We start from the raw sequence: 14,233 nt of genomic DNA on the forward strand, positions 1-14,233 counted from the left end.
CTGATCTGCAAAGTGTATCGCACTTAAGGCTACCAGGTACAAATGTCTGCGTACAACTGGTGTAAAAGTCGGCAGTCGCAGCGGTTCAGAGTTGATGTTTCTTCAGTAATGCCCGCAGTTGATGATAAGTGAGACCCAGCAATTCTGCGGCTTTTTTCTGGTTGAACCGCGCCTGCCGGAGGCTCTGCTCAAGCAGCGATTTTTCCTGTTGTTGCTGGAATTCCCGCAGATCAAGCGGTAGCGTCAGTGCGTTCTCCTCCGGCTCTGGTGGCGCGGCCTGGCGCCGGAACGGATCGATAATAATCTCATCCAGCGGCGTTTCGCTGGTGCCGTGGCGGTAAACAGAACGTTCCACCACGTTTTTAAGCTCGCGAATGTTGCCCGGCCAGCGATAGCTCATCAGCGTTTCGCGAGCATGTTCCGTAAAGCCGGGGAACAGCGGTAATTTCAGCTCGCGGCACATCTGAATGGCGAAGTGATCGGCCATCAGCATGATATCGCTCTGTCGCTCGCGCAGCGGCGGCAGTTGTACGACGTCGAACGCCAGTCGGTCGAGCAGGTCGGCGCGGAAATGACCCTGTTCCACCATCGCCGGCAGATCGGCGTTTGTCGCGCACACCAGCCGGACGTTAACCTGCAATGGCTGGCTGCCGCCCACGCGCTCCAGCTCGCCGTATTCAATCACCCGCAGCAGTTTTTCCTGCACCAGCATCGGCGCGGTGGCGAGTTCATCAAGAAACAACGTGCCGCCGTCCGCCCGTTCAAAACGGCCCGGATGGCGCTTCTGTGCGCCGGTAAACGCCCCGGCTTCATGGCCAAACAGTTCGGAGTCGAGTAAGTTTTCGTTCAGCGCCGCGCAGTTCAGTGAGATAAACGGCCCCTGCCAGCGTCCGGAGAGAAAGTGCAGTCGGTTAGCGATGAGTTCTTTCCCTGTACCGCGTTCGCCGATGATCAGCACCGGTTTATCGAGCGGCGCCAGCCGGGAGACTTGTTCAAGCACCTCAATAAAGCGGTTCGCTTCGCCGAGCAGATTATCTTTGTATTCAGCCATGATGAAATTAACCATTTGTTGGTGTGATTCACCAGGTTACTCTAATTCCTTGCTGGGTAAATATCAATCAGGTCATTGAAAATCAATAAGATAAAAAACTGGCACGCGAATTGTATTACTCAGTCAGCAGGGCCATGCCCGATAACAGAACTGTGAGGATTGTAATTATGGGTATTTTTTCTCGTTTTGCCGACATCGTGAACGCCAATATCAATTCGCTGCTGGAGAAAGCGGAAGATCCGCAGAAGCTGGTACGTCTGATGATTCAGGAAATGGAAGATACGCTGGTGGAAGTGCGTTCGACCTCTGCCCGTGCGCTGGCGGAAAAGAAACAACTGACCCGTCGCGTTGAACTGGCAATTGCCCAGCAGACCGAATGGCAGGAAAAAGCCGAACTGGCGTTGCGTAAAGAGAAAGACGATCTGGCGCGTTCCGCATTGATTGAGAAGCAGAAGCTGACTGATCTGATCGGCTCGCTGGAGCATGAAATTACGCTGGTTGATGAAACCTTAACCCGCATGAAAAAAGAGATTGCCGAGCTGGAGAACAAACTCAGCGAAACCCGCTCACGCCAGCAGGCGCTGATGCTGCGTCATCAGGCGGCCAGTTCGTCCCGTGACGTGCGTCGTCAACTGGACAGCGGCAAGCTGGATGAAGCGATGGCGCGTTTCGAATCTTTTGAACGCCGCATCGATCATATGGAAGCGGAAGCCGAGAGCCACAGCTTTGGCAAGCAGAAAACGCTCGACCAGCAATTTGCCGAACTGAAAGCAGATGATGAAATCAGCGTGCAACTGGCTGAACTGAAAGCCAAAATGAAACAGAATGACCAATAACAACAACACCATTTGCCGGATGGCACCGGGTCGGGTGCCATCGCATCATCTGTAAGGAGTACATATGAGCGCGCTTTTTCTTGCTATCCCGTTGACCCTGTTTGTGCTGTTTGTCCTGCCGGTGTGGCTGTGGCTGCATTACAGCAACCGCTCAAAAAACGGCGGCCTGGCGCAAAGTGAACAGCAACGGTTGTTGCAACTGACGGACGAAGCGAAACGCATGCGCGAGCGTATTCAGGCGCTGGAAGCGATTCTTGACGCTGAGCACCCGAACTGGAGAGAAAAATAATGGCTGGACTGGATCTGAACAAAAAGCTGTGGCGTATTCCGCAGCAGGGCATGGTGAAGGGCGTGTGCGCCGGGATTGCGCAATACCTGGACGTCCCGGTCAAACTGATCCGCCTTATCACCATACTGGCGATGTTATTTGGTCTGTTCTTTTTTGTGATTGTCGCCTACATCGTTCTGACTTTTGCGCTCGATCCGATGCCGGACGACACGCTGTATAGTGAAAAACAGCCTTCCAGCGGCGATCTGCTGAACGCGGTGGATGAAGAACTGGCCGCGGGCGAACAGCGCCTGCGCGAAATGGAACGCTATGTAACCTCCGATACTTTCACGTTACGTAGCCGCTTCCGTCAGCTTTAACGTCTTTTAGCTTTAACGAATATGAGGCGAGCAATGAATAAATGGCAACAGGCAGGGCAGAAAGTGAAACCCGGCATCAAAATCGCCGGTAAGCTGGTACTGCTGACCGCGCTACGTTATGGCCCCGGCGGCCTTGCTGGCTGGGCGGTGAAATCGGTCGCCCGCCGTCCGGTGAAACTGCTGCTGGCGGTTGCGCTGGAGCCGTTATTGAGCCGGCTGGCTCGCCGTTTGTCACGCGCTGTCCGTTAGCGCGTGACGCGACTACGCTTCTTTTTTGATGTTTTACCTCTTTCGACCCTACCTGTGTAATATCATTGACGTCACATTCTCTCTTCAGGGCATAACAGGAAGGCTATGAAGCGACTGAAAAATGAATTAAATGCCCTGGTTAACCGTGGCGTGGATCGCCATCTGCGCCTCGCGGTGACCGGGCTGAGCCGTAGCGGGAAAACGGCGTTTATCACCGCGATGGTGAACCAGTTGATGAACATTCACAGCGGCGCACGGTTGCCGCTGCTCAGCGCCGTTCGTGAAGAGCGGTTGCTCGGCGTAAAGCGCGTGCCGCAGCGGGATTTCGGCATTCCGCGCTTTACCTATGATGAGGGTATCGCGCAGTTGTACGGCACGCCGCCGACCTGGCCGACGCCAACGCGCGGCGTCAGTGAAATCCGCCTCGCGCTGCGCTATCGCTCAAATGATTCGCTGATGCGCCACTTCAAAGACACCTCCACGCTGTACCTCGAAATTGTCGATTACCCTGGCGAATGGCTGCTTGATTTACCGATGCTGGCGCAGGACTACCTGAGCTGGTCTCGGCAGATGGCCGGGTTGTTACAAGGCCAGCGCGGCGAGTGGTCCGCACGCTGGCGACAGCTTTGTGAAGGGTTAGATCCGCTGGCGCCAGCCGATGAAAATCGCCTGGCGGCGATTGCCGGGGCGTGGACGGAATACCTGCACGCCTGTAAACAGCAGGGCATGCATTTCATTCAGCCGGGGCGGTTTGTGTTGCCCGGCGACATGGCGGGTGCGCCCGCGCTGCAGTTTTTCCCGTGGCCGGATGTGGATGCGACCAGCGAAGCAAAACTCGCTCAGGCGGGGAAACACACCAATGCCGGGATGTTGCGCGAGCGGTTTAACTACTACTGCGACAAAGTGGTGAAAGGGTTTTACCGCGACTACTTCCTGCGTTTCGACCGGCAGATTGTGCTGGTGGATTGCCTGCAACCGCTCAACAGCGGGCCGCAGGCCTTTAACGATATGCGGCTGGCGCTGACGCAACTGATGCAGAGCTTCCATTACGGCCAGCGCACGCTGTTCCGCCGCCTGTTTTCACCGGTGATCGATAAACTGCTGTTTGCGGCGACCAAAGCCGATCACGTCACCGTCGATCAACATGCCAATATGGTCTCGCTGTTGCAGCAACTGATTCAGGACGCGTGGCAAAACGCCGCTTTTGAAGGGATCAGCATGGATTGTCTGGGGCTGGCGGCAATTCAGGCCACACAGAGCGGGCTCATTGAAGTGAATGGCGAAAAAATCCCGGCGTTACGCGGTCACCGATTAAGTGACGGCGAGCCGCTGACGGTCTACCCCGGCGAAGTCCCGGCGCGCTTACCGGGACAGGCGTTCTGGGAAAAGCAGGGCTTTCAGTTTGAAGCGTTTCGTCCGCAGGCGATGGATGTCGACAAGCCGTTGCCGCATATTCGCCTCGATGCCGCGCTGGAGTTTTTGATTGGAGATAAATTGCGATGAGCGAACCGTTAAAACCACGGATTGATTTCGCCGGTCCACTGGATGTGGAAAAAGAGGCATCGCTGAAAACGGCCCAGACCTTTGCGGCCGGAGACGCCGAGAAATTTACCCCGGCGCTGGCGGAAGAGATGCAGCCGGAAGACGGCGCCGCCGAAGCGGTGGTCGAAGCGGCACTGCGCCCGAAACGCAGCCTCTGGCGACGCATGGTGACCGCCGGGCTGACGCTGTTTGGCGTCAGCGTGGTGGCGCAGGGCGTGCAATGGACGATGCACGCCTGGCAGACGCAGGACTGGGTGGCGCTCGGCGGTTGTGCGGCCGGGGCGCTGATTATCGGCGCGGGCGTAGGGTCGGTCACGACGGAATGGCGTCGCCTGTGGCGGCTGCGCCAGCGCGCGCAGGAGCGTGATGAAGCCCGTGACCTGATGCAAAGCCACGGCACCGGGAAAGGGCGCGCATTTTGTGAAAAACTGGCGCAACAGGCGGGTATCGATCATGCACACCCGGCGTTGCAGCGCTGGTATGCCGCCATCCATGAAACGCAAAGCGACCGCGAAGTGGTCAGCCTGTATGCGCATCTGGTACAGCCGGTGCTGGACGCGCAGGCGCGCCGGGAGATCAGCCGCTCGGCGGCGGAATCGACGCTGATGATTGCCGTCAGCCCGCTGGCGCTGGTGGATATGGCATTCATCGCCTGGCGCAACCTGCGGCTGATTAACCGCATCGCCACGCTGTACGGCATTGAACTCGGCTACTACAGCCGCCTGCGTCTGTTCCGTCTTGTGCTGCTGAATATCGCTTTTGCCGGCGCCAGCGAACTGGTGCGTGAAATCGGCATGGACTGGATGTCACAGGATCTTGCCGCTCGCCTCTCGGCACGCGCCGCACAAGGGATTGGCGCCGGGTTGCTCACCGCGCGCCTGGGGATTAAAGCGATGGAGCTTTGCCGTCCGTTGCCGTGGATCGATAACGATAAACCCCGTCTCGGCGATTTCCGCCGCGAGCTGATTGGTCAGCTTAAAGAGACCATTAATAAACGCCCGTCGTAAGACAGCATCACGCCCTTGCGCCTGTACAGGCAAGGGCAGTGCGCCGCAAAATACAAAAAGTGACCGCAGGACGCCGGTTTTTTGTCCATACTGTCAATATTTGTTGACAGCCATCTTCCCGCCAGTTGAGAACTGTCCTATTATCCCTGAGTCATTGGCTTATAAGGGTGAACGTTTCCATGCGTCTTGAAGTTTTTTGTCAGGATCGGCTGGGTCTGACTCGTGAATTACTCGACCTGCTGGTGCTTCGCGGTATTGATTTACGCGGTATCGACATCGACCCCATTGGCCGAATCTATCTCAATTTTGCCGAACTGGAATTTACCACGTTCAGCAGTCTGATGGCGGAAATTCGCCGCATCGCAGGCGTGACCGACGTACGTACGGTGCCGTGGATGCCCTCTGAACGCGAACACCTGGCGCTCAGTGCATTGCTTGAAGCGATGCCGGAACCGGTGTTGTCGCTGGATACCAAAAGTAAAGTCGAGCTGGCGAACCCGGCGAGTTGCCAGCTGTTCGGGCAGGCCCCGGAACGTCTGCGCAACCAGAACGCCGGGCAACTGATCCCCGGTTTCAATTTTCAGCGCTGGCTGGAAGCCGCCACAGTGGAATCTCACGCCGAACATGTGGTGGTTAACGGGCAAAACTTCCTGCTGGAAATCACCCCGGTTTATCTCGAAGGCGAAAACGCCGAGCGGGTGCTGACCGGGGCGGTGGCGATGTTGCGCTCCACGGTGCGTATGGGGCGCCAGTTGCAGACCATGACCAGCCAGGATACCAGCGCCTTCAGCCAGATCGTGGCGGTCAGCCCGAAAATGCGTCATGTGGTGGAGCAGGCCCGCAAACTGGCGATGCTTACTGCGCCGCTCCTGATTTCCGGCGACACCGGCACCGGCAAAGATCTGCTGGCGCTCGCCTGTCATCTCGCCAGTCCGCGCGCGGCAAAACCCTATCTGGCGCTGAACTGCGCCTCGATCCCCGAAGATGCCGTCGAAAGTGAGCTGTTTGGTCACGCCCCCGAAGGGAAAAAGGGCTTCTTTGAGCAGGCGAACGGCGGCTCTGTGCTGCTTGATGAAATTGGCGAGATGTCGCCGCGTATGCAGGCCAAGCTGCTGCGTTTCCTCAATGACGGCACATTCCGCCGTGTCGGGGAAGATCACGAAGTGCACGTTGATGTCAGGGTGATTTGCGCGACGCAGAAAAACCTGGTGGAGCTGGTGCAGAAAGGCGCTTTCCGGGAAGATCTCTATTATCGTCTCAATGTGCTGACGCTGAACATTCCGCCGCTGCGGGATCGTCCGCAGGATATCATGCCGTTGACCGAGCTGTTCGTGGCGCGCTTTGCTGACGAACAGGGGATCGCCCGTCCGAAGCTGTCTGCGGATCTTAATAACGTACTGACACGCTACGGCTGGCCGGGCAACGTTCGCCAGTTGAAGAATGCGGTGTATCGTGCGCTGACGCAACTGGAGGGCTATGAGCTGCGTCCGCAGGACATTCTGTTACCGGACTATGACGCCTCAACGGTTGCTGTTGGTGAAGATGCGATGGAAGGGTCGCTGGACGACATTACCCGCCGCTTCGAGCGTTCGGTACTGACGCAGTTGTATCGCAGTTTCCCCAGCACGCGAAAACTGGCGAAGCGTCTTGGCGTTTCCCATACCGCGATCGCCAACAAACTGCGCGAATATGGTCTGAGCCAGAAGAAGGGCGAAGAATAAAAAAAGCCTCCGCAAGGAGGCTTTGTTCGTTTTACGGTAAATCAGTTTTTCAGCGCGTCCAGAGCGGCGGTGTAATCCGGCTCTGTGGTGATTTCGTTAACCAGTTCGCTGTGGATCACGTTGTCGTTTTCATCAATCACGATCACTGCACGGGCGGCGAGGCCTTTCAGCGGGCCTGCGGCAACGGCAACGCCGTACTGTTGCAGGAACGCTGGCGCACGCAGCGTGGAGAGCGTGACCACGTTGCTCAGACCTTCTGCGCCGCAGAAGCGGGACTGGGCGAACGGCAGGTCGGCGGAGATGCAAAGAACCACGGTGTTCTCCAGCCCGCCCGCCAGTTGGTTAAACTTACGCACGGATGCCGCACACACGCCGGTATCGATGCTCGGGAAAATGTTCAGTACTTTGCGTTTGCCCGCAAACTGACTCAGCGCGACGTCGGAGAGATCTTTAGCGACCAGCGTGAAAGGTTGTGCCTTTGCTCCTGGCTGCGGAATAGCGCCATCAACGGAGACTGGATTGCCCTGAAAATGCACGGTTTGTGACATGTTTATCTTCCTGTTTACATATAATTGACGTCGCAGCTAGTGTATTCCAACCGCCGTTAACACAGCAAATTGAATTTCGTATCAATCTGAAAGGAGAGGGAATGAGAAGTCTGCGCGTGTTTGAAGAATCCTGGCCGCTGCATACCCCGTTCGTGATTGCCCGCGGCAGCCGCAGCGAGGCGAAAGTGGTGGTGGTGGAGGTGGAAGAAAACGGCGTCAAAGGCGTCGGGGAATGCACGCCTTATCCACGTTACGGCGAGAGTATTGCCTCGGTGATGGCGCAGATTATCACCATCACCGAACCGCTTGAGAAAGGCGCAACGCGCGCTGAGCTTCAGCGGCTCTTACCCGCTGGCGCTGCCAGAAACGCCGTCGACAGCGCGCTGTGGAATCTGGAAGCACGCAAAGCAGGCGTGACGTTGTCACAATTAATGGGCGTCACGCAGAGCGACACCATCACCACCGCACAAACCGTGGTCATCGGCGAGCCTGAAGCGATGGCCAGCCGTGCGAAAATTCTCTGGCAAAAGGGTGCACGCCTGCTGAAAGTGAAGCTGGACGATCATCTGATCAGCGAGCGTATCGTCGCCATCCGCACGGCAGTGCCGGAGGCGACATTGATTGTCGATGCTAACGAGTCCTGGAGCAGTGACGGCCTCGCGGCGCGCTGCCAGCTGCTGGCGGATTTAGGCGTGGCGATGCTGGAGCAACCGTTGCCTGCCAGCGAAGATGCGGCGCTGGCGAATTTCATTCACCCCTTGCCCATTTGTGCCGACGAAAGCTGCCATACGCGCGAAAGCCTGGCCTCGCTGAAAGGGCGCTATGAGATGATTAACATCAAGCTGGATAAAACCGGCGGCTTAACGGAAGCGCTGGCGCTGGCAGAAGAGGCGAAGGCGCAGGGTTTCGCCATTATGGCGGGCTGCATGCTTTGTACATCTCGCGCCATCTCGGCATTGCTGCCGTTGATTCCGCAGGTCAGATTCGCCGATCTTGATGGCCCGACCTGGCTCGCGGTTGATGTTGAACCAGCGCTACGGTTTACCACCGGGATGCTTCATCTCTGAGTGTGCCAGTGAAGCAGGTCCGTCATCGCCGCCAGATATTTTTCGCTCGCCTCATCGTTTGACACGGGTGGGAATTCGGCGGTGATGCAGGGCAGACCGATGTCCGCGCACCAGCTGCCAAATGAGCCCGGAGTTTCATAGCCGACGCTGGTGACCAGCGGCAGTGAAAACGCCTGTGACAACCATTCACCCAACTCGCTGCGCTGCGGATCTTCAATGCAGGCCAGCGGATCATGAAACGACACCACCCAGGCCGGGTGAATCTGATGAATAAGCTGGCACAGCGCCTGTGTCTCAGGCTCTGAGCCTGGTTTCTCACCGGTTAACAGCACGACATCACGACTCTCCGCTGCGCTGTTCCAGCGATAGACCGTTTCACCTGCTTTCCAGTTCGCCGCCGGGAAATTGCGGTTTAAATCGACGCCGTTGGCGTTCGCGCGTAATCCCAGTTGGCAGCCATCCGGGTTGACGGTCAGCACCACGTGATGACGACGCAGATCCGGTGCCAGGGTGCGCATCGCGCAGGACAGGGTGACGATGGAGGCGTTTTCGTCGCCGTGCGTACCCGCAATAATCAGCCCGCTGGCGTGATCGGCCAGCGGGGCGGGAAACCAGATCAACGGTGCGCCAAGCAGTGAGCGACCGTAATGTTGTGTGCCAGGCGGAAAGGCGCCGCGAAGGGCGCGAGGGCGAGTGACAGACATAGCGTTCCCGGATAAGTGGTGGCGTTACAGGCAGTGTTGTGCAAAATCGGTCGCGGATCAACGAGTTTCCGTGTCGTTTAAAAAGCCGTCTGTGTCAATTTTCTCGCACAGGAGGTTTGCAATTCCTATTGCTGAAACAAATAATTACCGGGTTTACCGGATGATTATCATTTTAATAAAGGGGATCTTATGAAGCATCCTGTCTCACTGACATGTTGTGCGCTGTGGCTCAGTACGTTGTCGTCGCTGGCGATGGCGGCGGAGGTGCCGTCAGGGACGGTTCTGGCTGAGAAACAGTCGCTGGTTCGCCATATCAAAGATGAGCCGGCAACATTAGATCCCGCAAAAGCCGTGGGTTTGCCTGAAATTCAGGTAATTCGCGACCTGTTTGAAGGTCTGGTGAATCAGGATGAAAAGGGCAATATCATTCCTGGCGTCGCCACAAAGTGGCAATCCAATGATAATCGCGTCTGGACGTTTACGCTGCGTGATGACGCAAAATGGTCGGATGGCACACCGGTCACCGCTCAGGATTTCGTCTACAGCTGGCAGCGGCTGGTAGACCCTAAAACCACCTCGCCGTTTGCCTGGTTTGCCGCCCTTGCGGGTATCAATAACGCCCAAAGCATCATTGATGGCAAGGCGGCCCCGGATACGCTTGGCGTGACGGCGATTAACCCGCGAACCCTGCGCATTCAACTGGATAAACCGCTGCCGTGGTTTGCGAAACTGACCGCCAGCTTTGCGTTTTACCCGGTGCAGAAAGCCGCGGTTGAGGGCGATAAAAACTGGACGCGCCCGGGCAAGCTGGTGGGTAATGGCGCGTATATACTCAAAGATCGCGTGGTCAACGAAAAGCTGGATCTGGTGCCGAACAGCCATTACTGGGATAACGGCAAAACGGTGATTACGCAGGTGACGTTTGTGCCCATCAACCAGGAATCTGCCGCCACCAAACGCTATCAGGCGGGAGATATCGACATCACCGAATCCTTCCCGAAAAATCTGTATCAGAAGCTGCTAAAAGATCTGCCGGGACAGGTATACACCCCGCCGCAGCTCGGCACCTATTACTACGCCTTTAATACGCAAAAAGGGCCAACCGCCGACGCCCGCGTGCGCCTTGCGCTCAGCCTGACTATCGACCGCCGGATCATGGCTGAGAAAGTGTTAGGCTCCGGTGAGAAACCCGCCTGGCGTTTTACGCCAGACGCGACAGCAGGATTCGAACCGCAGCCGTCACCGTTTGAAGAAATGAGCCAGGCGGAGCTGAACGCGCAGGCGAAAACCCTGCTGCAGGCGGCGGGATATGGCCCGACGCGTCCGCTCAACCTGACGCTGCTGTACAATACGCAGGAGATCCACCAGAAGGTGGCGATTGCGGTGGCGTCGATGTGGAAGAAAAACCTCGGCGTGGATGTGAAGCTGCAAAACCAGGAGTGGAAGACCTACATCGACAGCCGTAACACCGGTAATTTCGATGTGATCCGCGCCTCGTGGGTGGCGGACTATAACGAGCCTTCCACGTTCCTGTCGCTGCTCACCTCCACCCATAGCGGTAACATTTCGCGTTTCAACGACCCGGCGTATGACAAAGTGCTGAATCAGGCGTCGCTGGAGACTTCAGACGAAGCGCGTAATGCGGACTACAACGCGGCGGAAAAGATCCTCGCCGAGAAAGCGCCGATTGCGCCTATCTACCAGTACACTAACGCGCGTCTGATTAAACCGTGGGTGAAAGACTATCCCATTAATAATCCGGAGGATGTGGCGTATTCGCGCACGATGTACATCGTGAAGCATTAGTCGCGTAGACTAAATTTGTGAACAGCGCCAGATTTTTTGCATCATGACCCCACTTTAACTGTAAGGTTTTGCCCGCACGTGTCGATAACAGATCGATCCGGTAGTATCGACAACGCAGGGGTAACTGAAGTGACGGAAGTCTGGGTAGTACTTTTAGCGGCATGCTTAGCAGCATTTGCCGCTATTGTTGGTTTGATCATTACAAAAGAAATAAAAATAGCCGAATTTCGCCAGGCATGGATTAATGAGCTGCGCGCCTCGTTGTGTGAGCTAAGTTCCAGACTCGCGTATCTGTCTGAAAAGGCAGCCAGAAAACCCGCTGTCGCGAACGGTGATGTTTGCGTGCTGAATGATGAGGATATCTATGATATCTACAAAGTCATTTATCAGGTAAAACTGCGCATTAATTCTTTATCGCCCAGTCCGGAAGAGAAGTCGTTATTAGACTTTCTGGATAAACACACCGAAAGCCATAACTTTGCGACGTTTTTATTAAAAGACACCCAGGAGCAATTTTTGAACCTGTGCGCCTCGGTACTTAAAAATGAGTGGGAGCGGGTGAGGACTGGCGGGCGGTTTTACGTTAATTCCGGCAATCTGGCAAAAATTCTTTTTGTCTATTCTATGCTCGGCGTCTTCGCCTTCGGCATCTGGAATATTGCCAGCCAGCTGTTAGCGGATTTTCCCTGAAGCGAGCGTTTTCTGGCGCCGTTCCGCGCGTTATGCCCGGTGGAACGGCAAATTCTCCAGCAACGCGGGGATCTCCTGCGCCGGAACCGGTCTGGCGAGAAAATATCCCTGAAGTTGCCCGCAGCCCAGTTCCGTTAATAACTGCTGCTGCTCACGTGTCTCAATCCCTTCCGCCACCACGTTCATGTTCATGGTATGCGCGATATCGATAATGGCGGAGACAATTTTGCTATTTTTGCCATTCTCTCGAATCTCTTTTACCACTCGCTTATCGATTTTTAATTCGCGCGCTGGCAGGTTTTTCAGCGTCAGCATATTGGAATAACCAGTGCCGAAGTCGTCAATCGAGACGGTAACCCCGAGGCGGGCGAAATCGTTGAGGATTTCAATGCTGCGCTCGAGATTACGCAGGGCCGTGCTTTCAGTCAGCTCCAGCGTCAGCCGGACAGGAGAAATGCCATACCGCGTGAGGTTGCTATACACCAGCGTGTAGATGTCATCCTGCCCGAACTCTGTGGCGGAAAGGTTAACCGACAGTGACCAGTCGTCGTGCCCGTCGTCGCTCCACGCCCGGAGCTGACGACACGCCTGGTCGATCACCCAGCAACCCACGGGCACCATCTGCCCGGATTTTTCCAGCAGATCCAGAAATCGCCCGGGAAGCAGTACGCCTTTCACCGGATGACGCCAGCGCAGCAGGGCTTCGAAACCGGAGAGCGTCAGCCGTTGTGCGTCGAATTTCGGTTGATACCAGAGCTCAAACTGATGAAGCGCCAGCGCCTGGGTCAGATCCTGTAAAAACCGCGCGCCTTCCCAGGCCTTTTGCATCATGCTGTCGTGGTAAATCGCCCAGCCGTTTCGTCCCTGCTGTTTAATATTGTACATCGCGGTATCCGCCCGCAGTTTCAGGTCATGCAACGTGACGCCATGATCCGGAAACAGGCTGATGCCCATACTCAGCGATACCTGAATGATCTGGCCGGACTCGTAAAACGGGCACCGGAGCCGCTCTGCAATCCGGCTGGCGAGTTCAGCGGCGTCGTGGGCATCGGTATCGGGCGCCAGTAAAATAAACTCATCACCGCTGAGTCGCGCCAGTGTCATTTGTGCGCTCAGACAGGTACTGATGCGGTTGGCGACGGACAGTAGCAGGTGGTTGCCGACATGCGTGCCCCAGGCATCGTTCACCAGTCGGAACCGGTCGAGATCCATAAAAATCAGCGCGAAATGCTGCCGGTTGGGCAGGGCATTTTCGATGCAACGCTCGATGCTCAGATCGATTTGCGTACGGTTGGCAAGCCCGGTCAGCCCGTCATAATGCGCCTGTTGCGCCAGTTGCTGATTAAGGCGTTGCAGATGTTCCGTCAGACGATGGCTACGCCGCTGAGAATCCAGTATCGACATCATCAGCATCACGCCAAGGATCGCGAGTGTGGTCGCTGAAACCCAGATCGATAACCCCCTTTCGCTGACGCCACCCGGTAAAGCGTGCGCATGCGAGCTGAACGTGGCGGCACTCATGCCGGTATAGTGCATAGCGGTAATCGCCAGCCCCATCACCATCGCGGCGGCGATACGGTTGACCAGCGCGCCTTTGCTGTTCAGGCGCAGGCTGAAGGCCAGCCACAGCCCGATGCCGGAAGCGGTAACGGCGATGATGATGGACGCGGCGACCAGCCACCGGCTCCAGTGAATGCCGTCCTGTACCCGCAACGCCGACATGCCGACGTAATGCATTGTCACGATGCCGCTACTGAGAATAAGCGTCGCCAGCAGCAAATTTTTGCGCGATAAAATCACGCCATTCACCGCAATAGCAATAGATAACATGGACGCGGCTATTGCGGCCAGCAGCGACACGAGGGTGAGGGGAATATCGTAATTCATCATCATTGGCATTTTCATCGCCAACATGCCAATGAAATGCATCGACCAGATCCCCATACCTAACGTCGCACCACCGGATATTCGCCAGAACAATGCGGTGTGTTTGCCGGATACGGCAATTTTACCCGCGCTGTCGAGGGCAATAAAAGCGGCGAAAAAAGCCACCAGACAAGAAATGCCGATCAGAACAGGGTCCCACGAGACAGGCAGCATCGTACAATCCACATCGATATTATTATTCAATCAATCTAGCAGTAAAAAGACACGGCGCGAGAAAGATTTGATCACACTGGCGGGCGCTATGTTGCAGATGATCATGTTATCGTGTATTTAAGTGATGCTTAATTTTCAGGTGATAAAAATAAAAGCTGGTTGTTATTTCACCCGCAGAATATATCCTGCGCAGCTAAAACTGCCTAAAGTAAAATCTCCACATTATGATGATGAAAATAGCGTTTGCGCGTATCCCCTCTGGAA

The 14,233-nt window shown here is 56.1% G+C and carries 14 protein-coding genes; 10 read left to right on the top strand and 4 right to left on the bottom strand.

Translation table 11 applies throughout. The features are described from left to right. Positions 1–85: 85 nt before the first annotated feature. Positions 86–1,066, bottom strand: a complete 981-nt coding sequence (gene pspF, locus QMG90_RS10555) for a phage shock protein operon transcriptional activator (protein WP_283283754.1) — start codon at positions 1,064–1,066, stop codon at positions 86–88. A gap of 152 nt (positions 1,067–1,218) precedes the next feature. On the opposite strand from pspF, the gene pspA reads away from it, so the two are divergent. The 7 genes from pspA (at position 1,219) to tyrR (ending at position 7,054) form a co-directional block, all read left to right on the top strand. Further along, positions 1,219–1,887, top strand: a complete 669-nt coding sequence (gene pspA, locus QMG90_RS10560; RefSeq protein WP_283283755.1) for a phage shock protein PspA — start codon at positions 1,219–1,221, stop codon at positions 1,885–1,887. A gap of 64 nt (positions 1,888–1,951) precedes the next feature. Further along, positions 1,952–2,176 (top strand): envelope stress response membrane protein PspB, encoded by a 225-nt coding sequence (pspB, locus tag QMG90_RS10565; RefSeq protein ID WP_038154269.1) that lies wholly within the window; start codon positions 1,952–1,954, stop codon positions 2,174–2,176. After that, positions 2,176–2,535: an envelope stress response membrane protein PspC gene (gene pspC, locus QMG90_RS10570; protein ID WP_283283756.1), complete on the top strand. Its 360-nt coding sequence runs from the start codon at positions 2,176–2,178 to the stop codon at positions 2,533–2,535. The genes pspB and pspC overlap by 1 nt, the downstream gene beginning before the upstream one ends. Positions 2,536–2,568: 33 nt before the next feature. Beyond that, positions 2,569–2,784 (top strand): phage shock protein PspD, encoded by a 216-nt coding sequence (pspD, locus tag QMG90_RS10575; protein WP_283283757.1) that lies wholly within the window; start codon positions 2,569–2,571, stop codon positions 2,782–2,784. Between the two features lie 105 nt (positions 2,785–2,889). After that, complete coding sequence (locus QMG90_RS10580) at positions 2,890–4,287, top strand: YcjX family GTP-binding protein (protein WP_283283758.1); 1,398 nt, start codon at positions 2,890–2,892, stop codon at positions 4,285–4,287. Further along, the gene (locus QMG90_RS10585; RefSeq protein WP_283283759.1) at positions 4,284–5,333 is read left to right on the top strand and encodes a YcjF family protein; all 1,050 of its coding nucleotides are present in this window, start codon (positions 4,284–4,286) and stop codon (positions 5,331–5,333) included. Before QMG90_RS10580 ends, QMG90_RS10585 begins: the two co-directional genes overlap by 4 nt. Positions 5,334–5,512: 179 nt before the next feature. Continuing rightward, positions 5,513–7,054 carry a transcriptional regulator TyrR gene (gene tyrR, locus QMG90_RS10590; RefSeq protein WP_283283760.1) on the top strand — a complete coding sequence of 514 codons (1,542 nt, stop codon included), beginning with the start codon at positions 5,513–5,515 and terminating at the stop codon, positions 7,052–7,054. A 41-nt stretch (positions 7,055–7,095) separates the two neighbouring features. Here tyrR and tpx read toward each other — a convergent pair whose 3' ends face one another. Then, the gene (tpx, locus tag QMG90_RS10595; RefSeq protein WP_283283761.1) at positions 7,096–7,602 is read right to left on the bottom strand and encodes a thiol peroxidase; all 507 of its coding nucleotides are present in this window, start codon (positions 7,600–7,602) and stop codon (positions 7,096–7,098) included. Between the two features lie 101 nt (positions 7,603–7,703). On the opposite strand from tpx, the gene ycjG reads away from it, so the two are divergent. Then, positions 7,704–8,669, top strand: a complete 966-nt coding sequence (ycjG, locus tag QMG90_RS10600) for an L-Ala-D/L-Glu epimerase (RefSeq protein WP_283283762.1) — start codon at positions 7,704–7,706, stop codon at positions 8,667–8,669. On the opposite strand, the gene mpaA is transcribed toward ycjG, so the two are convergent. Next, a complete protein-coding gene (mpaA, locus tag QMG90_RS10605) occupies positions 8,660–9,373 on the bottom strand; it encodes a murein tripeptide amidase MpaA (protein WP_283283763.1) in 714 nt (237 codons plus the stop codon). The two genes, ycjG and mpaA, sit on opposite strands and share 10 nt — an antisense overlap. 189 nt (positions 9,374–9,562) lie before the next feature. Between mpaA and QMG90_RS10610 the strand changes: the two genes are divergently transcribed. Continuing rightward, positions 9,563–11,179, top strand: coding sequence for a peptide ABC transporter substrate-binding protein (locus QMG90_RS10610; protein ID WP_283283764.1), 1,617 nt, complete (start codon positions 9,563–9,565; stop codon positions 11,177–11,179). Positions 11,180–11,308: 129 nt separating this feature from the next. After that, the gene (locus QMG90_RS10615) at positions 11,309–11,869 is read left to right on the top strand and encodes a hypothetical protein (RefSeq protein WP_283283765.1); all 561 of its coding nucleotides are present in this window, start codon (positions 11,309–11,311) and stop codon (positions 11,867–11,869) included. 30 nt (positions 11,870–11,899) lie between these two features. On the opposite strand, the gene QMG90_RS10620 is transcribed toward QMG90_RS10615, so the two are convergent. Beyond that, positions 11,900–13,969 (bottom strand): putative bifunctional diguanylate cyclase/phosphodiesterase, encoded by a 2,070-nt coding sequence (locus QMG90_RS10620; protein ID WP_283283766.1) that lies wholly within the window; start codon positions 13,967–13,969, stop codon positions 11,900–11,902. Positions 13,970–14,233: the final 264 nt, after the last annotated feature.

Origin of the sequence: Trabulsiella odontotermitis, from assembly GCF_030053895.1 — a bacterium.
Lineage (GTDB): Bacteria > Pseudomonadota > Gammaproteobacteria > Enterobacterales > Enterobacteriaceae > Trabulsiella > Trabulsiella odontotermitis_C.